This is a genomic window from Adlercreutzia equolifaciens (genome assembly GCF_029076695.1).
Classification (GTDB): Bacteria; Actinomycetota; Coriobacteriia; order Coriobacteriales; family Eggerthellaceae; genus Adlercreutzia; species Adlercreutzia equolifaciens_A.
The window spans coordinates 842476-868287 of sequence record NZ_JARFIK010000001.1 but is presented as its reverse complement, the minus strand read 5'-3'; the positions used below and the strand labels follow the sequence as shown (position 1 = coordinate 868287).

At 63.3% G+C, this 25812-nt stretch carries 20 protein-coding genes; 6 read left to right on the top strand and 14 right to left on the bottom strand.

Annotation, left to right across the window (positions count from 1 at the left end; translation table 11 throughout):
- Positions 1-52: 52 nt before the first annotated feature.
- A complete protein-coding gene (locus PZH32_RS03400) occupies positions 53-1315 on the bottom strand; it encodes an MFS transporter (protein ID WP_275206230.1) in 1263 nt (420 codons plus the stop codon).
- A 64-nt stretch (positions 1316-1379) separates the two neighbouring features.
- Positions 1380-3476 (bottom strand): FAD-dependent oxidoreductase, encoded by a 2097-nt coding sequence (locus tag PZH32_RS03395; RefSeq protein ID WP_275206229.1) that lies wholly within the window; start codon positions 3474-3476, stop codon positions 1380-1382.
- Positions 3477-3666: 190 nt separating this feature from the next.
- On the opposite strand from PZH32_RS03395, the gene PZH32_RS03390 reads away from it, so the two are divergent.
- Complete coding sequence (locus PZH32_RS03390) at positions 3667-4326, top strand: TetR/AcrR family transcriptional regulator (RefSeq protein WP_275206228.1); 660 nt, start codon at positions 3667-3669, stop codon at positions 4324-4326.
- Between the two features lie 92 nt (positions 4327-4418).
- On the opposite strand, the gene PZH32_RS03385 is transcribed toward PZH32_RS03390, so the two are convergent.
- Positions 4419-5027 carry a LysE family transporter gene (locus tag PZH32_RS03385; protein ID WP_275206227.1) on the bottom strand — a complete coding sequence of 203 codons (609 nt, stop codon included), beginning with the start codon at positions 5025-5027 and terminating at the stop codon, positions 4419-4421.
- 138 nt (positions 5028-5165) lie between these two features.
- Between PZH32_RS03385 and PZH32_RS03380 the strand changes: the two genes are divergently transcribed.
- Positions 5166-6059: a LysR family transcriptional regulator gene (locus PZH32_RS03380; RefSeq protein ID WP_275206226.1), complete on the top strand. Its 894-nt coding sequence runs from the start codon at positions 5166-5168 to the stop codon at positions 6057-6059.
- A 136-nt stretch (positions 6060-6195) separates the two neighbouring features.
- Here the strand turns inward: PZH32_RS03380 and ngr are convergent, their stop codons facing one another.
- Entirely contained in the window at positions 6196-6804 is a 609-nt protein-coding gene (gene ngr, locus PZH32_RS03375; protein WP_275206225.1) for a nigerythrin, read from the bottom strand.
- Positions 6805-7197: 393 nt separating this feature from the next.
- On the opposite strand from ngr, the gene PZH32_RS03370 reads away from it, so the two are divergent.
- Complete coding sequence (locus PZH32_RS03370) at positions 7198-8625, top strand: aminopeptidase (protein ID WP_275206224.1); 1428 nt, start codon at positions 7198-7200, stop codon at positions 8623-8625.
- Positions 8626-8734: 109 nt separating this feature from the next.
- Here the strand turns inward: PZH32_RS03370 and PZH32_RS03365 are convergent, their stop codons facing one another.
- From PZH32_RS03365 to PZH32_RS03340, 6 genes are all read right to left on the bottom strand, one after another.
- On the bottom strand, positions 8735-9559 hold the full coding sequence (locus PZH32_RS03365) for a hypothetical protein (RefSeq protein WP_275206223.1): 825 nt from the start codon (positions 9557-9559) through the stop codon (positions 8735-8737).
- Between the two features lie 789 nt (positions 9560-10348).
- Positions 10349-10657 carry a YerC/YecD family TrpR-related protein gene (locus tag PZH32_RS03360; RefSeq protein ID WP_275206222.1) on the bottom strand — a complete coding sequence of 103 codons (309 nt, stop codon included), beginning with the start codon at positions 10655-10657 and terminating at the stop codon, positions 10349-10351.
- A 131-nt stretch (positions 10658-10788) separates the two neighbouring features.
- The gene (locus tag PZH32_RS03355; RefSeq protein ID WP_275206221.1) at positions 10789-12207 is read right to left on the bottom strand and encodes an MFS transporter; all 1419 of its coding nucleotides are present in this window, start codon (positions 12205-12207) and stop codon (positions 10789-10791) included.
- 175 nt (positions 12208-12382) lie between these two features.
- A complete protein-coding gene (locus PZH32_RS03350) occupies positions 12383-14578 on the bottom strand; it encodes a carbohydrate-binding domain-containing protein (protein ID WP_275206220.1) in 2196 nt (731 codons plus the stop codon).
- Positions 14579-14660: 82 nt separating this feature from the next.
- Positions 14661-15356, bottom strand: coding sequence for a DUF4956 domain-containing protein (locus PZH32_RS03345; RefSeq protein ID WP_275206219.1), 696 nt, complete (start codon positions 15354-15356; stop codon positions 14661-14663).
- Positions 15349-16356 carry a polyphosphate polymerase domain-containing protein gene (locus PZH32_RS03340; protein WP_275206218.1) on the bottom strand — a complete coding sequence of 336 codons (1008 nt, stop codon included), beginning with the start codon at positions 16354-16356 and terminating at the stop codon, positions 15349-15351. The genes PZH32_RS03345 and PZH32_RS03340 overlap by 8 nt, the downstream gene beginning before the upstream one ends.
- Before the next feature lie 150 nt (positions 16357-16506).
- Between PZH32_RS03340 and PZH32_RS03335 the strand changes: the two genes are divergently transcribed.
- Both PZH32_RS03335 and PZH32_RS03330 read left to right on the top strand, forming a co-directional pair.
- Positions 16507-17199 (top strand): response regulator transcription factor, encoded by a 693-nt coding sequence (locus tag PZH32_RS03335; protein ID WP_275206217.1) that lies wholly within the window; start codon positions 16507-16509, stop codon positions 17197-17199.
- Positions 17200-17223: 24 nt separating this feature from the next.
- Positions 17224-18828, top strand: a complete 1605-nt coding sequence (locus PZH32_RS03330) for a sensor histidine kinase (RefSeq protein ID WP_275206216.1) — start codon at positions 17224-17226, stop codon at positions 18826-18828.
- Between the two features lie 108 nt (positions 18829-18936).
- Here the strand turns inward: PZH32_RS03330 and PZH32_RS03325 are convergent, their stop codons facing one another.
- Positions 18937-20637, bottom strand: coding sequence for an FAD-dependent oxidoreductase (locus PZH32_RS03325; RefSeq protein ID WP_275206215.1), 1701 nt, complete (start codon positions 20635-20637; stop codon positions 18937-18939).
- Between the two features lie 228 nt (positions 20638-20865).
- Here PZH32_RS03325 and PZH32_RS03320 point away from each other — a divergent pair, with 228 nt between their 5' ends.
- Positions 20866-22305: a response regulator transcription factor gene (locus PZH32_RS03320; RefSeq protein WP_275206214.1), complete on the top strand. Its 1440-nt coding sequence runs from the start codon at positions 20866-20868 to the stop codon at positions 22303-22305.
- Between the two features lie 201 nt (positions 22306-22506).
- Here the strand turns inward: PZH32_RS03320 and PZH32_RS03315 are convergent, their stop codons facing one another.
- The 3 genes from PZH32_RS03315 to PZH32_RS03305 all read right to left on the bottom strand — a co-directional run bounded on the left by PZH32_RS03315 (position 22507) and on the right by PZH32_RS03305 (position 25723).
- Positions 22507-23865, bottom strand: coding sequence for a 4Fe-4S binding protein (locus PZH32_RS03315; protein ID WP_275206213.1), 1359 nt, complete (start codon positions 23863-23865; stop codon positions 22507-22509).
- Between the two features lie 66 nt (positions 23866-23931).
- The gene (locus tag PZH32_RS03310) at positions 23932-25002 is read right to left on the bottom strand and encodes a 4Fe-4S binding protein (protein WP_275206212.1); all 1071 of its coding nucleotides are present in this window, start codon (positions 25000-25002) and stop codon (positions 23932-23934) included.
- Positions 25003-25012: 10 nt separating this feature from the next.
- Positions 25013-25723 carry a 4Fe-4S dicluster domain-containing protein gene (locus PZH32_RS03305; protein ID WP_275206211.1) on the bottom strand — a complete coding sequence of 237 codons (711 nt, stop codon included), beginning with the start codon at positions 25721-25723 and terminating at the stop codon, positions 25013-25015.
- Positions 25724-25812: the final 89 nt, after the last annotated feature.

Here is a 25812-nt window from a genome sequence, read left to right as displayed (position 1 = left end):
TTCGCGCCCTTCCGCTATCGCGGCTTGGCGCGGGAGCCCGAAACCCAGAGCCCTACTGGTGAATGAAGCGGGCGCACAGGAAGCTGATCACGCCCACGGCCACGCAGATGCCCAGGCAGATGAGGGCCGTGCCCGTGCTGTCGATGAGCGCAGCGAACACCGGCGCCACCACAATGCCGCCGATATTGGAGAGCATGGTGAGCTCGCCCGTGCACTGGCCGGCAATTTGCGGCTGGGTAATTTCGTTGGGAATGGCCCAGAAGGGACCGAGGATCATGGACACCGAGCCGTAGGCCAGCATGAGCAGCACTGCCACGATGATGGCGCTCGCATTGCCGATGATCGGAATGAGAACGAGCGTCACGGCGGTAATGCCCGTGGCAATCATGAGCGTCTGGTAGCGCGAGCCCTTGAAAACGTTGTCGGACAGGATGCCGCCGAGGGGCGCCGCCACAATGGTGATGAAGAAGGTGGAGCTGATGACCATCGTGACCAGGTCGGAGGTAATGCCCAAGTCGTTCATGAGCAGGAACATAAGGAACGTGCCAAAGCCATACACGAGGAAGGCGTTGCCGAAGCCCACCACCGCACAGGCCCAGTACTTGCCGTTGCGACGCACCTCGGCCATGGTGCCGGGCAGCTGGGAGGTGTCGCGCGCCGGCGCATCGGCGGCCGCCTCCTCGGGCAGCAGCTCGGCGATGGACATCGCCCCGGGGTACACCGTGCCAATCTCGCGCACCGTCAGCAGATACAGCACGAAGATCACCACGCCCGAGACCGCCGTGAGGCCGCCCATGGCGGTGTACCACGGGAGCCCCCAGCCCAAAAGTGCCTGGGCGCCCAGCGTGGCCAGGGTGAAGCCGATGCCCAGCACGCCCAGCAGGATGCCTCCGGCAATACCGCGCTGGCGCACTGGGAACCACATGGCCGTGCTGTTGACAGCCGCGGCCCCAATGAAGCCGCCGGAGATGCCCTGAATGAAGCGAAGAACCAGATCCGACACGTAGTTGCCGCCTGCAACGGCAAAGACAGCCGAGGCCGCCACGTCGATGGCCAGGGCGATGAGAATGGTCTTCTTCGTGCCCACCTTGGCGATGAGCTTGCCACCCGGCCCTGCCAGCAGCGCAAAGCTGATCATGGTAGCCGTGGTGTAGAACGAGAGCATGGTGGCATTGAGCCCCATGGCCTCCTGGATGGCGGTGCCAAAGGCCGCCGCCGTTTGAATGGTCATGAAGAAGTAGCCGTAGGTCAGCATGTTCATGACCAGGATCCACCAGCGATAGGCCGGTGCCTTGGAAAGCTTGGCAGCTTTCATACGTACCCCTTTCTATTCAGGGGCGCCGCCCTTTCGGCGCCCCTCACTCCCCTTGCATCGACGGCTAGATGCGCACGCCGATCTCGCGGCCCTGGCTGAGGGCGTCCACCATGAGGCTCGTGTCCTCACCGTTGCAGGCGCCGATGGAGTACACCTCGGGAGCCAGATTCTTCAGCGCCTCGTAGAGGCTCAAATCCTCATGGGGCGACTGGAACACCATGATGGTGTCGGCCGGCTGGAACTTCTCCACGCCGTTCTCCTCGTAGCGCAGGCCCTTCTTCGTGATCTCCTTGAAGGTGACGCCCGTGGTGATGGGCACGCCCACCTCGTTCAGGTAGTGCAGCGAGCGATCGACGTAGCGCGGGGGCATACGGTCGGCCACCTTGTCCACCTCGTCGAACACCATGACGTTCTTGCCGCGCTTCTGCAGGAAGATGGCGCCCTGAATGCCCTCGATCTGGGCTCCCAGAACCACGCAGTTCTTGCCCACGCCCGGCAGCGCCACCTCGGACAACTTGTTCAGGGCATTGGCGCCGAAAATCTTCAGCGGGGTCTTCGCCATCTTGGTCAGCTGAGGCACCGTGGACACGTTCTTGCCCTCGATGCCGGGCACCGCCGGCGTGCCATAGGCACCGCCCGTGGCCACGATGACGACATCGGGCGCCATCTTGCGCACGTAGTCCGGGGTAACCTCGGTCTTGGTCTTAATGGTGAGACCAGGGGTCTTTTCCGCCTGGGTCTCGAGCCAGGTGATGAGCGCGGGCACGTCTTCGCAGGTGGTACCCTTCACCATGGTGGCAAGCTTCAGCTCCAGCGCCAGCATGGACTCCTTCTCGGCCAGGGTCACTTCATGGCCGCGCTCGGCCGCCACGCGCGCTGCCTCCAGGCCAGCGGCACCGCCGCCCACCACCAGCACGCGCTTCTTCTTCTCGGCCGGCTTCGCCTCCAGCTCGCGCTCGCGACCGAAAGCCGGGTTCACGCGGCAGCGCTTGATCACGCCCGGATGCTCGGCGTCGCAGGTGGCGCAATGGTTGCAGCGGCGCACGTCCTCGGGATGACCGGCGGCCAGCTTGTTGGCCATGTCCGGGTCGGCCCACAGGCCGCGGGCGAACAGCGCCAGGTCCATGTCGCCGGCGCCGATGGCCGCCTCGGCCTTCTCGGGCGTCAGCGAGCCGATGCCGAAGACGGGCACCTGCACGCCGGCCGCCTTCACGTTGGCCGCCAGCGGCACGAGCAGGCCACTGCCCTCCAGACGCGGCAGGTAGGGCTGCATGTCCGGGTCGGCCTTCGGGTACATCCAGTAGTCGTCGGCGTACTGGAAGGGGCAATCGCCGTAGCCGTAGCCCGTCACGGAGATGTAGTCGGCGCCGGCGCGCTCGTAGAGCTTCGCGAACTCGGCGCTCTCCTCCATGGTGGTGGCCAGCGGATGACCGAATTCCTGGCCGTTCATGCGCACGCCCACGATGAAGTCCTCGCCGCAGCGCTCTTTGATGCCGGCGATGAGCTCGCAGGCCAGACGCGTGCGGTTCTCCAAGGTCTGGCAGCCGTACTCGTCGTTGCGCTTGTTCCAAATGCGGGAGGTGAAGCTCATGATGAAGTAGCCGTTGGCCGCGTGAACTTCCACGCCGTCAAGACCTGCCTTCTTCGCGCGCTCGGCCGCGTCGATGTAGCGCGCCTTGAAGGCCTCGATCTCCTCGAGAGAGACGCCGCGCACGGGGAAGCAGTAGGGCACCGGGCTCGGCAACTCGGTCTCGGGGATGTCCGAGGGGCCCCAAGAGCCGCCCTCGGTCTTCAGCGCCGAGCCATTCTGGAAGATCTGCGCGATGATCTCGCAACCATGGGCGTGAATGGCGTCGGCCAGCTTGGCCATGCCGGGAATGAACTTGTCGTCGTACAAGCCGCCGAACGGGTAATCGCTTACCGTGAAGCCGGAAGTACCGTCCTTGCAGATGAGCATTGCCGGATCGTCGGAAATGCAGGCGCCCAGAATAACAGCGCCGGCACCGCCCTTGGCAATGGCCTCAAAGGTGTCGATGACGCGATCGTTGCAGAACTGATCCGGTCCCCAGAACAGCGTGGAAGAGGGCCCCTTCGCAATGCGATTCTTCCACGTGTGGGTTCCAATCTGGATAGGCGCAAGCAGCTTCTCGTAACCGCTCATGTCTCTCCCCTTTCCTACCTCTCTTTGAACTTTTTATTGAACTGTTTTTTAAACTTAGTTCAATTTTCGAGACGCAGGATACTCCCCTTTTTGAACGGTTGTCAAGACTTTTCTTTTCTTTAGTTTGAACTTTGGTATAATTTTCTTGAACACAAGCGAATGGCACACCTCAGAGAGAAAGAGACCGACCATGGCCGTGAAAGCACCGCGCCGGGTAAAATCCCAGAACACCCGCAAGAAAATCTTCGATGCCGCCGCCCGTCTTCTGAAGAAGCACGGCGAGGATTACCTTACTATCGCGAATATCTGCGACGAGGCCGGCATCTCGAAGGGCACCTTCTTCTATCACTTCAATTCGAAGGAAGACCTCATGCTGTATTACCTGCAAGAGGGCTTCGACAACTTCGTAGCTGAGCACAATGGCGACGCCGTTGAGCGCGCTGGCGATGATGTCTACTTGCTGGTGCTCTATCTGTACCAAGAGTATCTGGACTACTGCCAGTCCATGGGCATCGAGTTTGTTTCCAACTATTACCAGTCGAAGAACAAGGCGCTCGACGCACGCAGTGTCATGGGAACCCCCGACACCATGAACTTCCTGCTGAAGGCCTGTGCCGAAGGGCTGCTAGCAGCCCAGAAGGCGGGCTTCGTCCGCGAAGACTGGAGCGCCAACGACATCTCCTACGACTGTTGCTCGGTTATCAAAGGCTGCGTCTTCGAATGGTGCATCACCGACGGCGCCATCGACCTGAACGCCCACGCCGAGCACATGCTGCACGCCTACTTCACCAACGTCGTTACCGACCGCTACCGCGAAACCTTCCCCTTCACCGAACCGCCCATGGCCTAACGCGAAGCGAAAATGAGACGGCCAACCGTCTGACTTGTCTCATTTGATGCAACTGGATGAGACGGCCAACCGTCTCATCCTAAGGAGAGCCCCTAGCCTATCAGCGAGATGAGCATGCCTCCGGCGCACAGTGCCAGCGTAGCGGCCATGAGCGCATCGATGGGGCGCTGATGGGCTTCGTAGAACGACTGGAGTTTCACGCCTCCGTAGATCCACACAAGATTGCACAGCGCTCCGGCCACGGGAAGCACTAGGGATGCGCCCAGCAGCGCCGGCACGTTTTCGGCATAGGGAATGACGTAGGCCACCAGCGCCGTGCAGGACATGACGAGCACCTTCGCATTCGTCACCTGCAGAACTACCCCAGCGCCGATGGTGGGGCGCACGTTCGCAAAGCCACCGTGGCCATCGCTGGGACGCACCATGGACCAGGCAAGCCACAGCACATAGGCAGCTCCGACCACCGTGAGCACCGGCAGCAGGCTGTCAATGGCGTTCGCGGCTCCGTAGAGCACCGCCAAGGCCGCCGCTATCACCAGGAAGAGCCCCAAGGTCAGGCCCACCCATTGCCGCAGCGCCGGCCGCAAGCCCAGACGCAATGCCGTGGCCATGGAGCACAGATTGGCCGGCCCGGGCGTGATGGCCTGGACAAAGGTGTACGCCAAAAAGGCGGGCATGGCGGCAAGCAGCGCGGAGGTCATGGCATCCTCTTCTCGTAGGGAATCACGGGTCGTTCGCATTGGCGACCCTTCTCGACCCCTATCATGGCCGAAACGAATCCATTTGTATAACGAATAGTTTTGATAATATTGTTTCGATAATTCGAACATTGGAGCCCTATGGACATTAAATGCCTGCGTACCTTCCAAGCCGTCGTCCAGTGCGGCACCTATGCCCGAGCCGCCGAGCATCTGGGCTATACGCAGTCCACCGTCACCGTGCACATCAAGCAGCTCGAACGAGACCTGGGCATTCCCCTTTTCGAGCGCGTCGGGCGGCGCATGGTGCTCACTCAGAAGGGCGCGGAGGCCCTGACCCAGGCCGCAGACATCATTGCCGCCGTCGACCGCTTGGGGTCTTTGGCAGCCGCCGAGGGCGAGCTTTCCGGAGAGCTGCGCGTCGATGTGGCCGAGAGCCTTCTGTGCTACGCCATGAACGAGGTGATCTCGGAGTTTCGCGAGCGGGCGCCCGGCGTGCGCCTGCGCCTGCGCGACGGCTCGCTGGCTCAAATATCGCGCACCCTTCCCCACGCGGAATGCGACCTTTCGCTGCTCTACGCCGTGGACTGGCAGCCCGACGACATGGTTGTAGAGACCATCGCCCACGTAAGCACCGTGGCCGTCGTCGCGACAACGGTGGCTCCTCCCGATCTCCAGACCTCCGGCCATTCGGTCACAATGCCCTTCATTATCGACGAGCCCGACAGCGTGTTTCGCATTGGATTCGAGCGATCCCTGGCTGAACGCGGCATCGACCTGGCCGACACCATGGAGCTGTGGACCACCCACGCCATCCGCCGCCTGGTCACCTTGGGGATGGGCTTCACCATTGCCCCGCGCTTCGCCGTGGCTGATGATCTGGCCGCGGGCCAACTCCAAACCGTCCCTTCCCCCTCCGATGATCTCGCCTTCCCCGTGCTGCTGGCCTATCGCAAGACCACCTGGCTCACCCCCGCCGCCCAGCTGTTCATCGAGGTGGTGAAGAAGCACCTGCCCGCAGCGCTCAGCCGCTAAACGGGGACGGCCAGCGGTGAGACAGCCAACCGTCTCACCCCGCAGTTGGCTGCCCCGCAGCTTCTGAGTCCCCTGCACGCAAAACGGCCGCCCCGAAGGGCGGCCGTTGTTCGGAATGCTTGGTTTCCGTTGCCGATTAGAACTTGCGGAACTTGTCGGCCGGGGTGAAGCAGATGGGGCACTTCTCGAAGTCGTCGCCCTTGTGGATGTAGCCGCAGATGGGGCACAGGTAGTAGGCGTCGTTGTCCGGACAGTCGATGTTGTTGTAGGCGTCCATGTACAGCTCGGCATGCACGGCCTCGGCCAGTTTGGCGCGGGTGAACACGAACTCGGCCTTCTTGTCGCCCTCCTCCTGGGCCACCTTGATGAAGCTGGGGTACATGTCGGAGGTCTCGTAGATCTCGCCCAGGGCACCGGCGATGAGGTTCAGATCCGTGGCAATGCCCTCGGCATCGGGAGCGGCGGGACGCTCGTAGTCGGGCTCGACGGACTGGATGACGCCGGCCTCAAGGCCGATGTGGATCTGCTCGGCGGCGCTGGTGGCCTCGAACAGGCGGGCAATCTGATCGTAGCCCTGAGCCTTGGCGGCCAGAGCGCAAGCAGCATACTTAGCGGACGCGCCAGTCTCGCCCATAACGGCAGCCTTCAGATTGTCGAGCGTGGTGCCCACCTCGGTGATGGACTCGGGGACCACGTTGAAGTTGGTGGAGTTTTCAGCGGTAGGAATAACATCGCGAAGATTCATGGATTGCTCCTTTGCCTCGTCTTTGCCTTCGCAGGCGGTATATAACCTTGGTCATTATAGCTTGGCTCACAGAGGCGCACTGAGAAAAGTTCATTCTCCGCAGAGACGAAACAAATCCTCGGGAACCCTTGAACCGCTCTCTATTATGGAGCGGACGCAATGTATTCGCTGCGGGCGCGGAGCCGAACGTTGCGAAGCCGTTGCTCGTCCTCCCCTCTTCGCAGCCTTCCACCCTTAGCCCCGATCAACTCCCGTTTTGCATCAAGTGCCCATCGCGGCCTGATCGCAGTCCGCTTCCTCCTCCGAACCATCACGCCGCCGCAGCCCACGCTCCCCTTTCACCGTCTTTTGCGTCATACTGGGGCCAAGCAAACATCGTCGAAAGAAGGTGCTATGGAACGCGAAGTAGCGTGGAAGAAGTACGACGAAGACGCCCTGGCCTCCCTTGAGGCCCTGGCGGCCGACTACATTGATTTCATCTCGCTGAACAAAACCGAGCGCGAATGCGCCACGGCGGCCATCGCCGCCGCCGAGGCCGCGGGCTATGAGCCCTTGGCCGACGCCATGGCGGCCGGCGCCCCCGTGGGGCCGGGCAGCAAACTGTGGGCCTGCGCCCAGGGCAAGGCCGTCATCCTGGTACACGTGGGCAGTGAGCCCCTGGCCGCAGGCCTCAACATTCTGGGCGCCCATATCGATTCGCCGCGCCTGGACATCAAGCAGAACCCCCTGTACGAGACGAACGATTTCGCCCTGCTGGACACCCATTACTACGGCGGCATCAAGAACTACCAGTGGGCGGCACTGCCCCTGGCGCTCCACGGCGTAGTGGCCACTACCGACGGCACCGTCATTGAGGTGAACATTGGCGACGATCCGGCCGACCCGGTATTCTGCGTGACCGACCTGCTGCCCCACCTGGGCGCCCAGCAGATGGAGAAGACTGGCGCGAAAGTGGTGGAGGGCGAGGACCTGGACATCCTGGTAGGCAACCGTCCGCTTGTGCTGGCCGAGGACGCCTCGGGCGAAGCAGACAAGGACGCGGGCAAAGAAGCCGCCAAGGACCCGGTAAAGCGCATGGTCCTCTCGGTGCTGGCCGACAAGTACGGCATTGCGGAGGAGGACTTCCTGTCCGCCGAGCTGGAAGTGGTTCCCGCCGGACGCGCTCGCGACCTGGGACTCGATCGCTCCATGGTCATCGGCTACGGCCAGGACGACCGCGTCTGCGCCTACACCTCGCTGGTGGCCCAGCTGGCTCTGGGCGACGACGTGCCCACCCGTGCCGCCGTCTGCGTTCTGGTGGACAAGGAGGAGATCGGCTCCGTGGGCGCCACGGGCATGGGCTCGCTCTTCTTCGAGAATACCATTGCCGAGATCATGGAGCTGGCCGGCGAGGGTGGCACCCTGCCCTTGCGCCGCGCCCTGGCCCGCTCGCGCATGCTGTCCTCGGACGTGTCCGCCGGCTTCGATCCCGCCTATGCCAGCGTCTTCGAGGCGAAAAACTCTGCTTTCCTCGGGCGCGGCCTGGTGTTCAACAAGTACACGGGCGCCCGCGGCAAAAGCGGCTCCAACGACGCTTCGGCCGAGTACGTGGCCCAGGTGCGCCGCATCATGGACGACGCCGGCGTCAGCTTCCAAACCGCCGAGCTGGGACGCGTCGATGCGGGCGGCGGCGGCACCATCGCCTACATCCCGGCGAAATACGGCATGGACGTCATCGACTCCGGCGTGCCGGTGCTCTCCATGCACTCGCCCTGGGAGGTGACCAGTAAGGCCGACATCTACGAGGCCCGCAAAGGCTACGAGGCGTTCCTGCGCGCCTAGCTTCCCACTCTCCTGCAACAGCATCGGGCGCCCTCAGCTCTCGAAACCCAAGGAAGGCCCCTGATCATCAGGGGCCTTCCTTGTAAAGCGCAGTTTATTGCGTCGCTTGCTACTTGCTGGCAGCGTCGGAATCCTCGGTATCGCTCCAGGGGCTTGCGTACACCGCATAGCTGGCGTAATCGGGAGCATCGATGGCGTAGATATCGTAATCGGCCGCCTTGCCCGGCTCGGTGTCGACTATCTTGAAGTAGCCGCCCTCAATGTTGCCGTCCTTGTCCAAAAGCACCACATCCACGCGGGACTGGGTAGCCTCGTCCAGGGCCTTGGAAGCCGTCACCGTGCCCGTGAACTCCTTGGCGCCGAATTCGCTGTCCTGAGCACCGTTGTCCTGCACGGTATACACATTGGCCAGCGTCTCATCGGTAGCCTCCCAGGAGCCCTCGGGGGTAGTCACGGAGAAGTCGACCGTAGCCGGCTTGACCGCTTCCTCATCCGTAGTGCCGTTCTGGGCCGTCAGACCTGCAACATAGGAATAGTAGTAGGTAGAGTTCGGCAGGACGCTCGGAGTCTCGATTTTCTCGTCGAACAGCACGTTGCCGGCATCATCTTTACCTACAACCTCGATAACCGGATCAACGGCCTCGACGGTCTTATTGGGGTTCTGGACCTCGACGGCAAAATCGACCATGCCATTGTCTGACACGAACCAGCCCGAGTCGACAATCTGCAGATCGGCCGGATCGGCCGCTTCTTGCTTGGCCGTGGCCTCGTCGGCCTTCGCACTGGCCTGATCGAGCTGCTCTTGGGTTTGGCCGTTGGTAGCTTGTGACTGATCGGCCGTTTGACCTTGATTGGCTGCGGGGGCGGCGCAGCCCGCAAGGCTGAGCACGAGCATACCGCACGCAGCCATCATCCCCCAGGTAGGAAGTTTCATAGTGAGCTCCATTCCTCAACGTTCGTCATTACGAGGTCCGACGGCGCCGAAGTTCGAAGCGGCGCGGCGTGCGAGGTGCGAACTCCGCTGTGCACGGGCGGCGATCACCTTCTGACCTACTGGCTCAATGATGACCGCCGCGCAGGAGGAAAAGAGAGCCGAAAGGGCCTTCGTAAAATCGGCGCCACAGCTTTGTTTCCGTTGAAAACACCGCGTCAACAAGGTGAAATGGAGAGCAGGAAACTCATGAAATACGGAAAGGACCCCAGAAAGACGAAAACCCGCAGGGAGGGGGAATCCTGCGGGTTTCGTTTTGTGGCGATAGCGAGACGAGGAGAAGCTTCGCCACCCAGTAAAACAAGAAGAGAGGAGGATGTCGTCGGTCTGAAGATCCTTCTTGAAGGGGGTTCGTTGAAGGTCTTCGTCCCTTGCGACGAAAGTTATATTAAGTTAACTCTTAGGCTCTGGCAAGAAGGTTAACCATGGTTTACATTTTCTCCATAAGTCACGGAAAAGTGCTGGATTCTTTACACGCGGGTAACCAACGGCTCCAAGCTATTCTCCCCCGCCGAAAATCTTCCTATACTGCAATCAGCGAAACGGAAAAGAAATCCTTTTCCTCTTTCCTTTCCTTCTTCTCTCTTTTTGAGAATCGGGTTCCCCACATTCCCCGATTCTCGCGAGAATCGGATCTCCCCAATCCGTTCTCGAACCCCAGGGAGGCGGCTTGAAGCCGCCTCCCTGTTTCTTTTTATGGACTTCGCCGGCCGCCCCGCTTCGACAGCGTTCTTAGCTGGCGGTGGCGCCTTCCCCGCGATCCTGCAGCACCTCAAGGGCCTTCGCATAGCCTCCCGCGCCATAGCTCAGGCATTTCGACACGCGGGCAATGGTGGTGGCCGAAGCCCCCGTTTCTGCCTCGATGGCCGCATAGGACTTCCCCGCCGCCAACATACGCGCTACCAGCAGGCGCTGGGACGTTTCGCGAATCTCGCGCACCGTGAACAGATCTTCCAAAAGCGCAAAGATAGTGTCCGGGTCGTCGAGGGTGGCAAGCACCGTCAGCAAGTCGTCCACGTCGGAGGTGCGAATATCAGCCATGGAGCAGTTCCTCTCTTACGGGCCGGGGTCGGCACCCACGTCCCGCTCTGTTCGTCGATGGCATCATTGTACTCCATCCAAGTAAAGCAGTGGAGCGCGGTTCAGGCGAAGCGATCAAAGCGACTGGAACGCTACCGCCCCGCTGCGGACAGGGAGCGCATAGCTCGGGCGTAGATGGCGGCCAGCACCAATCCTGCCACGGCCACCACGAGAGCCGCCCCCATGGCCCAGGCAAAGCCCGTGGCCGAAGCCGCTCCTGCCGCCGCACCGCCCGCCGCGGCCCGCGCGGCCGCCGAGCTCATCACGCCCACGTAGGCCGCCGGCCCCAAGCAGGCAGCCAGCTGCACCGCCATGCTCATAAGCGACACGCCATGGGAGTCAAGCTCGTCGGGAAGACGGCGCAGCCCCGCCGTTTGCGCCGGCGACAGCACCATGCCCGTGCCCAGATAGCCGAAGAAGAGCCCCACCGTCACCATGACAACGCTTTGCTGGAGAGCGCCGCCCAGAGCCGCCAGCAGTCCCACGACCGCCACCAGCAGCCCAGCAGGCAGAAGCGGCCACTCCCCCTTGCGATCAAGGACGCGTCCCGACACCAGCGACGCCGTAGCATTGGCCAGCACCGGCGCCACCATGAGCAAACCTGCCAGCGAGGCGGTCAGACCCGCCGCTTCCTCGAAGTACAGCGGCGCCAGCACGCTGAGCGAGAAGTAGGTCATCATGGTGATCACCACTAGCAGAGCCGCCGGCCAAAACGAGCGCTGGCCGAAGGGGGCCATGCTCACCAAGGGAGACGCGAGACGCTGCTGCCGCCACGCAAAAAGCGCCAGCACGCCCACCGCGGCGGCCAAAGCCGCCATGCCAGCCACGGGCTGCAGCGTCAGCTCCGACAAGCCCCAGGAAAGCAGAGTGACGCCCAACGCCGTCAGCAGCACCGAGACGCCGTCGAGGGCCTTGCGCTGGCCTGGGCGACGGTCGCGCACCACCACAAAGCCCACCAAAAGAAGTAGCGCCGCTGCCGCAAGAGGCACGACGAATACGCTGCGCCATCCCCAGTCGCTGACGAGAAAGCCCGTCACGATGGGCGCCGTGGCCGGTCCCAGCGTGATCATGCAGCTGCCTACGGCCAGATAGGTGCCCATATTCTGATGGGGCACCTTGTCGACAATGACGTTCATCATAAGGGGAATGAAAACACCGGTGCCCGCAGCCTGGACCAGGCGGGCTATCATGAGTACGACAAAGTTGGGAGCCACGAGGCCGCCCAACGACCCCGCCATGCTCAGCGCCGAAGCCGTCAGAAACAGCGCGCGCATGGAAAAGCGGCGGTAGAGATAGGCCATGCACGTCACCACCACCGTGACGGCAATCATATAGCCGGTGACCAGCCATTGGGCCGTAACCGCATCGACGCTGAACGCATCCATAATGGCCACCAGCGCCATGTTCACCAGATTCTCGTTGAAGCCCGCCAGAAAGCCGCAGGCATAGAAGACGCCCAGCAGCGCCGTCAGCGATGAGCCGCGCGAGGCCGGCAAAGCATCCGATTGCATGAGAACCCTTTCCCGTAAAACCGTCAGTTTCCAGGGACCTCGTGCACAAAAAAACGGCCCCGGGCAGCGTAGATATTACTGCGCCCCAGGGCCGTAACCGCGTTCTGCAATGCACTAGTCTAGCGCAAACTTCCCGTCCTTTTCCCGTTTGTTGCCCGATGACGGTCGGCGGTTTCTAGGCTGTCACCTCAGCTTGCGGGCTCGCTTGCCCAGCGCCGCCTTGCTGCGGCGCCTCCGAAGCCCCGTCTTGGGAGCCCTTGTCCTCCGAAGCGCTATTCCCGTCGGGACGTTCGCCACGGGGACCGCCGCCGCGACCGCCTATAGCTCCCATGCCGCCCGTCGGCGTGGTGGACACCGTAAAGTCCGTTGTGGCACCATCCACCGTCAACGCCCCCGTGGCGCCCTCGGTCAACGCCGGCGCCGACACCACCACGCACTGGAAGGCCTTCGGCACGGTATAGGACGCCAGCTCCTGGCCGGCCTCGTCGGTCAGAACCAGCGCGCTGTTTGCCGAGCCGGCAGCTTCCACCAAAGCGAAAGGCTGCGTACTGCCCTCCGAGAAAGTCTCGGCCATACCCGTCGAGCCCGCCAGCAGCACGGTGCCGCCCGTGATGGTGGCGCCGTATTCGTAGTCCAGGGCGCTGTCGCCACCGCCAGCCGAGCCATTGGCCAGCACGGTGCCGCCCGTCACCTCCACATAGCCGTTGGAATCCAGGCCATCGCCGCCCGCATCGATAGAGACCGAGCCGCCGTTGATCTGAATGAGGCATTGCTCGCTGGCATTATCGGCCACCGGGCCGCCGGCGCCGCCCGGCATGCCGCCGGGGCCGCCCTGGCCGTCCCCCTCGGGGCGTTGCCCAGGCTCCATACCTTCGGGCATTTCGGGACGCTCGCCCTGCTGGCCTGCGGGAGACTCGGGCGCCTGGCCCTCGGGCTGCTGGCCGGGGTCAACGCCTTCGGGCAGCTCGGGCGGCGTCTGACCATCGCCGGGCTCTGCGCCCTCTGGCAGTTCGGGGGGCGTCTGGCCGTCTTGCCCGTCGGGCAGAGCAGGGGGCGTCTGGCCGTCCCCCTCGGGGCGCTGCGCATCGCCGTCAGCACCCGACGCATCGCCACTCTCGGTTGCGCCGTCAGCCGAGCCAGCCCCTTCGCTGCCGCCCGAAGCGGCGGGTGCATCTTGGGCGTCGCCCGCTGTCTCTGCTGTCTCGTTGTCGTTGGAGGCACGCTCGGCCTTGGCGGCGTTGATGCCGTCGTCGGAGGCCACGATGTCCACTACACCGTCGTTGATGATCACTTCTTGGGCCTCAATGCCTTCGTCGCAGCCCGTCACAGTCAGCGTGCCGCCGTCCTGGGTGAACTTCGTTTCGGCGTTCATGCCCTTGCCGCCTGCCTCGACGGTATAGACGCCGTCGATCAGAGCCGCTTCGATATCCGAGCGCAGGGCGTGATCGGCAGCCTTCACCTGCGCCTCACCTCCCGCAAGCCGCAGATAGGTCGCCGCCTGGAAGCCCTCGTCGCCCGCCTCGATGGCAAAGGTGCCACCGTCAATGCTGACGAAGCCCCGGGTGGGATCCTCATCGTTGCTAGACTTCACGCCGTCGCCACCGGCTGTCAGGGCGAAGGAGCCGTCGGCTACCTTCACGCAGTCCTTGCCGCGCAGGGCGTCCTCCTTCGCCGTCACCGTTACGGCACCACCGGTGATGACCAGGTCGTCCTTGGAATTCACCCCATGACGGTAATTGCCCTCTACGGTTAACGCACCAGCGCCGTTGATGGTCAGGTCGTCCTTGGAGTAAAGTGCCGCGTTAGGCTCGTCCTCCCCTTCCTCCAGCGTATAGGAAGCGCCGTCGGCCAGAGTGTTCTGCGTATCCACCGCCAGCGTGACAAACACCTTGTCCGCCTGCTGGACGTTCAGGGCCGGCCCTGCCTCGTTGCGAATCGAAACCCCGTCGAGCACCAGCTGCACCTTGTCTTCCTTGGCGGCATCCACCACTACAGAACCCGCGGACAACTCGCCGGTAAGCACATAGGTGCCCGCCGCCGAAATAGTGACCGTCGCGCCTTCAACGGAGGCGCCGTCGCCCTCCACCGAGGCCGACTGCCCCGCCAAGACAATCTTCGTTGCCGACGCTTCGTCATAGCTGGCGTCCTTATCGCGGTCGGAATAGGAGAAATCCATACCCGCAATATCAATGAGGGAAGCCCAATCCACCTCTTCCTCGCTGCTGGCCGCACCTTCTGTCGACGAGCCCGCCGTATCGGCATCATCGGCGTCGGACGCGGCAACCGTGCAGCCGGACAGCGCCAAAGTAGCCGCCAGGGCCGAGGCCACCGCCCCGCGGGCCCAAAGCGCCCGGCGCGTCGGTCCTGTCATTCGTTTCATGCTTCTTCGCACCATAGATCTCTCCCTCTCGTTCTTTCCTTGAATTTGTTGGCGAGTGGCCGAGCCGCAAGCGCTAGAGCGTCTCGCGCCCCGCCGGGGTCATACCCAGGGAAATCTTCAAGTTCCCGTTCAGACAGCGCAGCTCGTCGATCATGGCCTTCTCCAGCCCCGGCTGGCGCAGCCGCAGCTGATAGGTGAGCTGGAAGAGGCTGCCCATGTTCGTGGTGGTAACCTCGGTCAGCTCCGCCTCGGCCGCATAGCGATCGAGTACCTCGTCGAACACGCCGTCGTACTCCAGATCCTCGGGGATGGTAATGCGCAGCGTCTTGCCCGGCTCCCGCGGCTTGCCGAAGGGCGTCAGCACGAACAGCAAGTTCACCACGCCCACCACCACGGTGAACACGCAGGCCAGCACCAGAAAGCCCATGCCCGTGGCCAGGCCGATGGCCATGGCCAGAAACACGCTGCCGATGTCCTTCGCCGAACCGGGGATGGAACGGAAACGCACCAGGTTGAACACGCCCATAACCGCAATGCCCGCGCCCAAGTTGCCGTTCACCAAGGTGATGACCATCTGCACAATGAGGGGCAGCAGCGCCAGCGTGACCACGAAGTTCTTCGAGTAATTGTGGCGGAACATGTAGATGGCGGCGCAGGCGGCGCCCAGCACCACCGAGAACAGGCAGCAGACCAGGAAGCCGCCCGTAGAGACCGCCCCTACCAGCGACTCGGACGTCCCAAAAACCGACGTAAACGTAGCATCAAGCATAATGAATCCTCTCTTTTTTCAGTGCTGGTGCCAAAAACAGTTGGTTTGATGCACCCCGCCGCACTGGCCGCTGTTTCTTGCTGAGCTGATAAGCATTGCCATATTTGGTGAAGGAGGCGGGGTAGATGGCGTGGGCCGACAGCGCTGTCACCAACCAGCGCGGATACGGTCCGGCGCTTTTGATCTCGAGGATGGACTCCTGGGGCGCGATAATGGGGCACCATCCCGCCTGGGGTCGGAAGCAATCCCAATACTCCAGTCGATCGTCGAAGGTAAGCCGCAGCTCGGGATCGAACAGCGCGTCCGCCAGGCCGTCGACCTCGCCCTCAAACTCGCCATCGGGCAGCAACGCCCCCCGCACAGCCCAGGCCTCGCGGTCGCAGGCAATGCCCATGGAGGGAACGAGCGGCGCAGCGCGGCCCATGGCCGCCTCCAGCTCGCGGGCAATCTGGCGCGTCTGGGCATTGAGCGCCTCGACGGCCTGCCCTGGATCGGCCAGAGGCCAGCGCGTGCTGGCCACTTCGTAGGCCGTGCCGCTAACGAAGGCCAACGCCGCCGGCAACGAAAGGGCCAAGCGCCGCTTGTACACAATGCCCTTGAACTTCTTCTTAATGCCGAAGAACACCGTCACCGCCAAGGGATCAGCCAAGCCGGCCATCGAGCAGCCAGCTTGCGCCCGGGCTTCCACCTCAGCTTCGGAGAGCGGCGGCTCCCCGAGTGCGCGCACCATCGGGCCAACCATGAACGCAGCCATGAGCGCCAGCCCGGCTGCTTCGCCATAGGCGCGCAGGCGCAGCTTCTCCTTGTACAGAGGCTTCTCCACCGACCGTGCAATCATCGCCCGATCGGGTGTGTCCAAATACAGACTGGTGATGCGCGTGCGCCCGTAGGCATCCACGGCCATGCACGCCGCAGCCGCCGCCTCGACGGCCCGACGCTGCGCGGGGTCGATGCGATACTTCTTCTCGACGCGCTTGAAGACGCTGTGATAGCCGCCCATGCTCTTTCCTTCCTCTCAAAGCGAAGGCAATCCTACGGGGATATCCTGAAAAGTGCCTGAAGCAGCGGATTTTTTCAGGGAGCTTTCAGCCGCGCCGCTACAATGGAACTCGCAGCAAACATCCGCCTTTCGGGACCCAAGGGGGCCGCCATGCGCGTTCTGGTAGTAGAAGACGACGTCCGCCTCGCCGAGGCGCTCGGCCGCATTCTGGAAGACAACGGCTATGGGGTCGATTTGGTCCACGACGGCCAGGCGGGCATCGATTACGGCTCATCGGGTATTTACGACGTCATCATCTTGGACGTCATGTTGCCCAAGGCCGACGGCTTCACCGTGGCGCAAAGTCTGCGGCGCGCCCATGTGAGCACGCCCATCTTGCTGCTCACGGCCCGCGACGGCACCCAGGATAAGATCACGGGGCTCGACGCCGGGGCCGACGACTACATGACCAAGCCCTTCTCCCCGGCCGAGCTGATGGCGCACCTGCGCGCCCTCACCCGCCGCCAGGGCGACGTGATGTTCGAGACGCTGAAGGCCGGCGACCTCTCCCTGGACCTGGAAAGCTTCGACCTTACCTGCGGCGATTCCACCATTCGTCTCAGCCAGAAGGAATACGCCATCGCGCGCATTCTCATGGCCTCCCCGGGCGCCGTCATCTCTAAGGACGCGCTCATCGGCCGCGCCTGGGGGCCCGATTCCAGCGCCGGCGACAATAACGTGGAGGCCTATATCTCGTTTCTGCGTAAGAAGCTGACGCATCTGGGATCGTCCTCCATCATCGAGACCATCCGCTCCGTCGGCTATCGCTTCGTCGAGGGCGCCGACGAGAGCGCTGACCGCTAAGCCGCGCCGCGCTGAGCCGTGCCCATGCGCTCCCCTCTCGACATTCTCATCGACCACCTGCCGGCGCCAGACCGCACCGGGGGCACGCTACCCTTGCTGCGACGGCTGCGCATCAAATTCATTGCGGTGAACATGGCCCTGGCCACGCTTGTTTTGGCCGGTTCGTTCGCCGCCATCTGCTACATGGACTATCGCAGCGACACCGACGACGTGTACCGCACCCTGGCCCAGGCGGCCAACCGCGCCATCGAGCGGCCCCAGCTGGTGCCCGAGAAAAATCCGCTGCTCCCCTTCGAGGAAGCGCCCGCCAACGACACGCCGGGCGTTCCCCACATTCCCACGGATCCCGCCGATCCGGGCGAGCAGCCAGAGGGCACCGCCACACCCCAGGACGGAGCCGCACCGGACGCGAACGCAACCACCGAGAGCGACGAGGGGTTCGCGCCGCCCCAAATTGGCGGCGATCCGCGCACGGGCGGCGAGACGCCCCTGCCCATGGCGGTGTACTACTGCGAAAACGGCACGGCGGTTGCCCTTCCCGAATACTCCAGCGCCTCGGTGCCCGAGGCCGTACTGGTCGATGCCCTGACGCAGGCCACTACCTCCGCGGCTTCACGAGGCCTCCTCGACAGCGACGGCCTGTTCTTCGCGAAGCAGACCGTCGGCCCCGCCACTGTGGTGGCCTTTGCCGACAGCGCCGCTGCGGAATCGTGGAGGTCGCTGGCCCTGGTGCTGGCCGGCGTCGGCGTGGGTGCCCTGGCCATCCTCTTCCTGCTCAATCTTGTCTTCTCCCGCTGGGCCCTCAGGCCGGTGCAGCAGGCCTGGACCCAACAGCAGCAGTTCGTTGCCGATGCGTCCCATGAATTGAAAACGCCCCTGACCGTCATCCTGGCCAACAATGCCATTCTGCGCAAGCGCAAGGGCGAGACCATCGCCAGTCAGGCCCAGTGGATCGAGAGCACCCAAATGGAAGCCGAGCGCATGCAGGGCCTGGTCACCGACATGTTGGACCTGGCGCGCTCGTCAGCCGCAGCCGCTGCCGTGCCGCGCACCCCCGTGAACTTCAGCCGCCTGGTAGACGGCGAGGCCCTCACCTTTGAATCGGTGGCCTTTGAACGAGGATTGATCTGGGAGAGCACCGTGCAATCGGGACTAACCGTTGCCGGCGACGAGCGTCGGTTGCAGCGCCTGGTGGCGGTGCTGCTGGACAACGCGTGCAAGTACACGAACCCCGGGGGCTGCGTCGAGGTGACCCTGCGCGCCGAGGAGCGCACAGCCTGCCTGCGCGTGCGCAATACCGGCGACGTTATTGCCGAAGAAGACCTGGCCCACCTGTTCGACCGCTTCTACCGCGTAGACAAGGCCCGCACCCATGGCGCGCTGGCGGCGGAAACCGGCACATCGCTGACCAGCGCTGAGGCTGCCGACAATGCGACGGCAGCCTCAGCGAGTGGCGCCACGGCCACGACGTCTCATTCCGAGAGCACCGACGGCGCTCCCAACGGCTACGGCCTGGGGCTGGCCATCGCCCAGGATATCGCTCGCGGCCACCGAGGGTCTCTCACGGCGGCCAGCTCTGCCGCCGAAGGCACCGTTTTCACCCTGCGCTTGCCCCTTGCCTCTCAATAGCCTGGGTTTGCCCGCACACAAAAAAGCGACCGCCAGGTGGCGGCCGCTCGGGGGAGGGCTTCTTGGGCGATCACGCGCCCGGCGCTTGTCTCAGCGCCGATCTTCGCTTTACGCCTGAGCCAGGGCACGGCCAAGCAACATGCCATGGGTGGCGCATCGGCCGGCATTGGTGCCGGCGCCGAAGTTGGGATAGCTCGAGGCATAGTAGCCGCCCATGTCGTTGCCGATGGCGTAAAGTCCCGGAATGGGGTCGCCATTCGGGCCAAGCACCTGGAAATCGCCGGTCACCTGCACCCCATGGAGGGTGCAGAGCAGCAAACCGCCCAGCTTCGCCCCGTAGAAAGGCGCCGTTCTCATTGCGGAAAGGCGGAAGGGCTCTTTGCCGAAGTCCTCGTCTTCGCCCTTGTCGTACAGCTCGTTGGCACGTGCCACCGTTGCAGCAAAAGTGGTCGCATCAATACCCAGCCCCGCAGCCAGCTCCTCGAGCGTGTCGGCCTTCACCAGCAATCCTTGTTCTACCAGTGCTTCCATTTCCTCAGCCGTGGCTTCGATGCCCATGGCCTGCTGGTCTCCGCCCTCGTGCAGGTCAATGGTGGAGCATCCGATGGTATGGAAGCGCAGTACGTCGTCCCTCCAATTCGCATCCCACACCATAAAGTAGGCGTGATCGCCGAAGCGGCGAGCCGCATGGCTCACGTAATCGTAGGGTGTCGACTCGTTGATAAAGCGCTCGCCCTTCGAATTGACTTTGAGGAACGGCTGGCTTCCCAGCGTGAAGTAATACCCGCCGCTGTCGGGTCCTGCAATGGCCGTATCGGGAGAAACCAAACCACGATCGAAAATCATCGCGGTGCTGGTTGGATCCAGCTGAGCCCCTTCCCACAGCATCGCCTTGATGCCGTCGCCGGTAGCGGGCTGTGTGGCGTGGCAGCACCAGCCCGACGTGGTGGCTATAACCTCTGGCTGAAGCGCGGCCATCATAGCCTCGTTGTTGCAGTATCCACCCGTGGCAACTACGACGCCCCTGGAGGCATTGATACGAATCATGCCGTCCGCCGTGGAGGCGTAGGCGCCAACCACCGCCCCCTGCTCGGAGATAAGACGCTCGAGCTTGGTCAGGTAGCGGATATCGCCGCCGTTATCCCGAATGCGCGCGTCAAGCCGCTCCATCACCTTGCCGACCACGGCCGTCTGGATTCCTCCTACCAGCTCGCTTCCATCGTTGGTGCCGTGGCCGGTCGGCCACATGTGATAGCGCGTCGGCTCAGCGGGCATGCTCCACTCCAAGTCAATCTGCGCCCCATCAATGCTCTCGACGATATCGCCGTACCAGTCGATGGCCTCATGGGAGTAGTCGAGCCATTTGCGATGAAGCGCCGGATTCACCTGGCCGTCGGCATAGCGAATCAAATCATTGAGATATTCTGCCTTGTCGATCTTCACGTTGTGCGCCACCTGGTACCGCGACCCCACAGCACCGAAGCCAGAATCGCGAATGCCGTGACCGATCTCGTCTTTCTCGATCAGGATCACCTTCGCGCCGGCTTCGGCGCCATGGCAAGCGGCGAAATACCCCGAGCAGCCAGCACCTACCACCAGCATGTCGCAGTCGAGGGTTTCCACACACTCGTCGTCGCTGATGGCGGGCGCCTCCCCCAACCAGGCGGGAGCCGACGACTCGTCGTTTGCCCCGGTCTTCGAAAGCTCGTCGCGCGCCGGCTCCTGAGGCGCGCATCCCGCAGCGGTGGCAGTCAGAGCCGCCCCGAAAAGAGCCGCTCCTCCAAGAAACGTTCGGCGATTCATGTCCATGATTTCCTCCTCCAAAATAATTCAGGGCAGTGCCGCGGAGGCAGTGCGCTTCCGCCTCTCCAGCATGCCGAACCCCGCCTGGAGCGTCTATCGTGCCACGGGGGTAGATGGAGGAATCCCCTCAAAGGCTGGATGGCCGTTTTGCCATCCCCTATTCTCAGGTATATGGCCTTTTTACGGGCATTTCCTTAAAGCGAGTTGTCGGTCTTCCTCTATAATTCTGTCATCGTGACGACGCGCTTTTCGACATACCTTGCCACATTGCGAGCCGACGATTTCGGTCTTGGCTTTCTGTGGGCATGGATCTACTGCACCTGGTTCACCGTCGGTGTTCTCCCGCTGCAGTTTTTCGCAACCGCCGCCGGCGAGGGAATGATGCTGGGCAATATCTCCTGGCTCGTCTCGCTGCTGACCTGCTCGGTGCTCTTGTTCCTCATGCCTCGCCTGCTCCATAGGCCGCTCCTTTCTGGCAACGTTTTCATGGCAGCTGCCAGTGCGACTGTCTGCCTGGGCACCGTGCTGATGCACTTCTCCTATGGGCAGGATGTCCCGTGGCTCTTCTTTTTGGCCTCCGTGCTCACCGGCGTTGGATCAGCCGGGATGTGGGGGCTTTGGGGACAGCGCTACGAGAAGAAAACTCGCTCCCTGGGCATGGTGGCTCCTCTTTCCGCCCTGGTGGTTTGCCTTTTCATACTGTTCTGCTGGCTTATCCCCGAAGAGGCGTCGTTTGTCCTGTGCGCCGCGCTGCCCCTGGTCTCCGCAGCCCTGTACCTTGCCTCAGCCCGACAGGATGCCTCGATCCTGGACCCTGGCCCCTCCCCGACACCATACTCGGCGCCCCAAGCCGCCGAACCGGAGTCGCTCAGCACCCTCGATCGGCGAAAAGCCCTGACAGTCCTAGTGAAGCTCTGCATATTCGTCGGGGGTGCCTGCGCCCTATGCTCATTCGGGCGCATCGCCCCGTTGTCCGCGGACGGAGAGCATGTGGCCGTGCCCAGCATTCTGGCGGGCATGGGCATTATTCTGCTCATCAGCTGGCGCAACGAGAAGATGAACCACACGTTCGACTTCGTAAGACCGGCCCGCTGGCTGCTCCTTCTCGAAGTGGTCACCTTCGCGCTCCTTCTTTCCGATCTTCCCTTCGGCACGGAACTGGCCGCTCGGCTGAGCTTCGCCATCTCAACCTGCTTCGACTTCCTCTTGTTCATGTGCCTGACACGCGTTATCCAGCGAGGGGCTTTCTCGAGTACGGTGGCCTTTTGCATCAGCGAGGGTTCCGTGCAGGTGGGATGGCTACTCGGCGACGCCGGCGCGGCTGCTTTCGTCAGCTTCTTCGGCTACGCAACCGAGCTCCTCCGGCCCCTGTACGCCCTGGCTATCTGTCTACTGTTCGCCGTCATGCTTTTCATCATTGATCAGCAAGGGAGCCTTCGCAAACTTATCGGCGATCGCAGCAACCGGGAGTCGGTCGAATCAACGAGCCGCGCCTTCCACCTCAGCCCCCGCGAAACCGAAATTGCCGTGCTCCTCTCCCAAGGCCGCTCCGTTCCCTACATCAGCGACGAGCTGTTTCTCGCGAAAAGCACCGTCGAGACCCATGTGAAGCACATCTACAAGAAAACGGGCGTGCACTCTCGCCAGGAGCTCATCGATCTTTTGCGCAGCTAAACCGTCCTGAGCCCAGATCGGAGCCCTCGGCGACACCCACCCAGCCTGCACCCTCGGAACAGCTCGGTCCCAAAACCTCCCGAACGCGCAAAAAGCCCCCGGCACCTTGAAGAGGATAGCGGCACCGGGGGCGGCAGATCGGAGCACCGTGACCACCGAAGCGGCCGGGAGATGGCGCTCGTCCTGCTTGGGGAAAGGGCGTCAGCGCTCGAAAATGTCTCCGTTGAAGTCGAGGCGGAACGTATCGAGAATCTGATGGGGGTTGTCCGTCAAGCTGACAGGGCGCCCGGCCATGGCATAGCGATGCTTCTCGCCATTCACCAGCCAGGCCGTCGGCACCTCATCGAGCAGCGTAATGGCGTCGGTCGGGCAAATGTCCTGGCAGCTTCCGCACTTCACGCAGTCGCCGGGCGTATGGGTCACGCCCAAGGTCCCGTCGGCCTCGTCGAACTTAGCGATGGCGCCCGTCGGGCAGAAGGTGGCGCACATGCGGCACGACTCGCATTTCGCGCCGTCGATGACCACCGCGCCCCACAGCCGGCACGCCAGCTTGGCAGCTTTCGGTTCGCCCAACTGAGCCAGAGCGTCAAGCAGGCGCTCGCGGCGGTCGGGCAGAAAATGCGGCAGGGTGCCGTCCTTCATGACATGCATGGATTGGGACACCTTGCGGCTATGGCCGGAGTTCCAGTAGAAGCGCAAGCCGGGCCCCGCCGTCACATCGGCCGCCTCGGCCTCGGGCGAGGAAAGGGAGATGGGGGCGGAAGCATCGACCTCGTTCGCCTGCGCAACCGCGTCGTTCTCAGCCGGCGCAGCGCCGTCCGCCCTGCTTTCAACCAGAGCGCCTTCCGAAGGTGGTGCGCCCTCTTCGACCGCGGCACAAAGAGGCTCGCACGCGCGCTCCTCGGCGAAGTAGCCATCGCGAGCGCTCAGGGCGTCAGCTACTGCCACGCCTTCGCGCAGCACCGACGCCGACGGAACATCGGTCACCGTCACCGCCATGGCGGTCCCCCAGGCATCCAACACCAGACGGGTCGTCTCAGCCACCAACTCGGCCGTAGCACGGCCGTGGCGCTGAGCACAGCGATCGCACGCGCCGCACAACACAGTGACCTGCGCCACGCCCTCGGCGGCCAGTCCCGCCAAAAGCGACTCGTCCACGCGCCCCGCGCACACTACTTCGGCGCAGGAGCCCTCGACCAGCAGCCCCTCCAGAGCCGCTACTGCCTGGCTGCAGGCAATCACTACGGCAGCATCCGAAGCCGCTGTCACGCAAGCTGCCTTCAGCTGCGCATCACTGGGATTCAGCGACTCCAGCGCGCAAGTAGGACACACCGTCGCGCAGGTGCCGCAGCCCACGCACTGGACCGCGTCGATGACCAGCTCGCCCTCCACCAGGGAAATGCAGCCCGACGTGCAAGCCGCGGCGCACTTCAGGCAGTCCACGTTGCGGTTGCGCACCTTAGCGCACCGCTCGCGATGAACGCGAATGGCCGCGCTGTCCACGGCCGTAAAGGCGGTGCCCACATGACGATGAGCCGCCGCGTCAATCCTCTCAACCATGATCGCTCCTCTTCTGTCGTCCGAAAACCTCTCCCAAAGTCTTCGAACGGCATCGATCAGTTATTGCTACTCAAGCCCTGGACGAAGCTCATCGTCCATCACGGGATCGGGAATCTCCACCACGGTCTTCCCCGCCTTCTTCCCTACAAACACCGGCATAGTAATAGCCTTCGTGGGGCACACATCCACACAATTGCGGCAGCGGGTGCAGTCGGCCATGGTGCGCAGCCCGAATTCAGGATGGCGAATGTTGATGTCGGCCTCGCATACCTCGGCGCACTTGCTGCAGGACGTGGCCTTCGCCGTCTCCAGGCACTTCTCGTCGTTGATGACCGGCACGAAGGTGCGCGAGAAGCGCGACACCAGGTTCATCAGCGCCGACAGCGGGCAGAAGTTGCTGCACCACTTGCGCAGCACCACCAACTCCACGATAAGCAGCGCCGGAATAAGAATCAGCCCGATAGTGGCGTCGCCAGCCGAGAACGCACGCCACACCAAAAGCACGGTGGCGAAGGTCAGACCCACGGGGCACACCAGGCAGAATACCGGGAAGCCGAAGATGGCCGTGGACAGAAGCGCGCCGCCCAGCACCGCATGGCGGGAATCCACCTTGCCGTGGGGCTTCGGCTGGCACTTGCCGCAGGCACCGCAGGCATGACCCTCCTTGGCGCCCTTCAGAAGCTCGATCTCCTGCTTCGAAATGGCCTTGATCTCGGAATTCTTCTTCTCGGCCAGCTCGCGGCGCTTCTTAGGCGAGCGGAAGAAGTCGCGGATGCGGTCGATGAGCATGGTGGGGCACAGCCACGAGCAGAACGCACGGCCGAAGATGAGCACGAGGGCCGCAATGAGCAGCAGCGACACCACGGCCCGGGGCAGCATGGTCTTCGTGGCAATCATAGTGCCCAGGGCACCCAGCGGGCACAAAAGCGAGAACGTATCCCAGCCAAAGCCCGAAAGGGTACCGGTGCTCACGCCGGCAATGAGGCCCGCGGTCAGGCCGACGAACACCACCGCGCCCACGGCGGTGCGCAGCTTGCGCGTCTTCAGCTTGGCGTCGTTGCCCTTCGCCGCGCTCTTCTTCGCCGGTGCCTCGGCCGTCGAGGCGGTCAGCGTCTCGTTGTTCTTCTGAGCAGTCATAACGCCTCCCTTAGGCCTCGATGGGGCGCACGACAATGGCGCGCTCGCTGGACTTGATAGAACCGGACGAGAGCGACAGGCACACGGCCTGGCAGGCGCCGCAACCGTTGCAACGGTCCTCCACCACGTAGGGGATGGGGTTCGCGCCGCCTTCGTCCTTCAGCTCGATGGCGCCGTACTTGCAGGCGTCGTAGCAATCGCGGCAGCCGGTCAGACGGTAGGCCAGGCAGGTACGGGGGTCGATCTCGGCCAGGCCGATGATGACGTTGCCCGTCTCGCCGGTCTCGGCGTTGCCCACCTGGGCATCGGCCGGAAGCTCCAGGGCGGCCGTGGGGCACACCTGCACGCACAGGGGCACGCCGCCGTTCTCCTCGTAGCAGAAATCGCAGTAATTGCCCGTATTGAAGTCGAGCATAGGGGCACGCATACCCAAAAGGCCGTCCTCGATCTTCGCCGGCACAATGGCCTGACGCGGACAGGCCTCGTAGCAGCGCTCGCAGCGAATGCAGGCGCTGACCAGATGGGCCTCGTCCTGGCCTCCCGGCGGGTGGTTCAGCGGGTTGTGACCGGCATAGCGCAGGCCGCCCAGGCCCAGCAGCGCCACCGTGGAGCCGACGCCGATGAACAGGCCGCGACGCGTAATGCCCCCCTTGGGCGCGCGCTTGGCCTCGGCAGCGTCCACGGTCTCCATCGTGGGCTCGGCCTTCTTCTCTTCCTTCATCAAAGCCTCCTCTTCAAAAAAGCAATTTCGAAATTTGAGCCTCTCGAACCCTTTTCTGCAAAACGGTTCGAGAGAATCAAACGCACGAG

Excerpts from the sequence above, each read along its gene's own strand:
- PZH32_RS03385 (WP_275206227.1), bottom strand. The coding sequence starts at position 5,027 with ATGACCTCCGCGCTGCTTGCCGCCATGCCCGCCTTTTTGGCGTACACC.
- PZH32_RS03395 (WP_275206229.1), bottom strand. The coding sequence starts at position 3,476 with ATGAGCGGTTACGAGAAGCTGCTTGCGCCTATCCAGATTGGAACCCAC.
- PZH32_RS03355 (WP_275206221.1), bottom strand. The coding sequence starts at position 12,207 with ATGCAATCGGATGCTTTGCCGGCCTCGCGCGGCTCATCGCTGACGGCG.
- PZH32_RS03325 (WP_275206215.1), bottom strand. The coding sequence starts at position 20,637 with ATGGACATGAATCGCCGAACGTTTCTTGGAGGAGCGGCTCTTTTCGGG.
- PZH32_RS03370 (WP_275206224.1), top strand. The coding sequence starts at position 7,198 with ATGGAACGCGAAGTAGCGTGGAAGAAGTACGACGAAGACGCCCTGGCC.
- PZH32_RS03380 (WP_275206226.1), top strand. The coding sequence starts at position 5,166 with ATGGACATTAAATGCCTGCGTACCTTCCAAGCCGTCGTCCAGTGCGGC.
- PZH32_RS03350 (WP_275206220.1), bottom strand. The coding sequence starts at position 14,578 with ATGACAGGACCGACGCGCCGGGCGCTTTGGGCCCGCGGGGCGGTGGCC.
- PZH32_RS03315 (WP_275206213.1), bottom strand. The coding sequence starts at position 23,865 with ATGGTTGAGAGGATTGACGCGGCGGCTCATCGTCATGTGGGCACCGCC.
- PZH32_RS03330 (WP_275206216.1), top strand. The coding sequence starts at position 17,224 with ATGCGCTCCCCTCTCGACATTCTCATCGACCACCTGCCGGCGCCAGAC.
- PZH32_RS03345 (WP_275206219.1), bottom strand. The coding sequence starts at position 15,356 with ATGCTTGATGCTACGTTTACGTCGGTTTTTGGGACGTCCGAGTCGCTG.
- PZH32_RS03400 (WP_275206230.1), bottom strand. The coding sequence starts at position 1,315 with ATGAAAGCTGCCAAGCTTTCCAAGGCACCGGCCTATCGCTGGTGGATC.
- PZH32_RS03365 (WP_275206223.1), bottom strand. The coding sequence starts at position 9,559 with ATGAAACTTCCTACCTGGGGGATGATGGCTGCGTGCGGTATGCTCGTG.
- PZH32_RS03335 (WP_275206217.1), top strand. The coding sequence starts at position 16,507 with ATGCGCGTTCTGGTAGTAGAAGACGACGTCCGCCTCGCCGAGGCGCTC.
- PZH32_RS03360 (WP_275206222.1), bottom strand. The coding sequence starts at position 10,657 with ATGGCTGATATTCGCACCTCCGACGTGGACGACTTGCTGACGGTGCTT.
- PZH32_RS03305 (WP_275206211.1), bottom strand. The coding sequence starts at position 25,723 with ATGAAGGAAGAGAAGAAGGCCGAGCCCACGATGGAGACCGTGGACGCT.
- PZH32_RS03390 (WP_275206228.1), top strand. The coding sequence starts at position 3,667 with ATGGCCGTGAAAGCACCGCGCCGGGTAAAATCCCAGAACACCCGCAAG.
- ngr (WP_275206225.1), bottom strand. The coding sequence starts at position 6,804 with ATGAATCTTCGCGATGTTATTCCTACCGCTGAAAACTCCACCAACTTC.
- PZH32_RS03340 (WP_275206218.1), bottom strand. The coding sequence starts at position 16,356 with ATGGGCGGCTATCACAGCGTCTTCAAGCGCGTCGAGAAGAAGTATCGC.
- PZH32_RS03310 (WP_275206212.1), bottom strand. The coding sequence starts at position 25,002 with ATGACTGCTCAGAAGAACAACGAGACGCTGACCGCCTCGACGGCCGAG.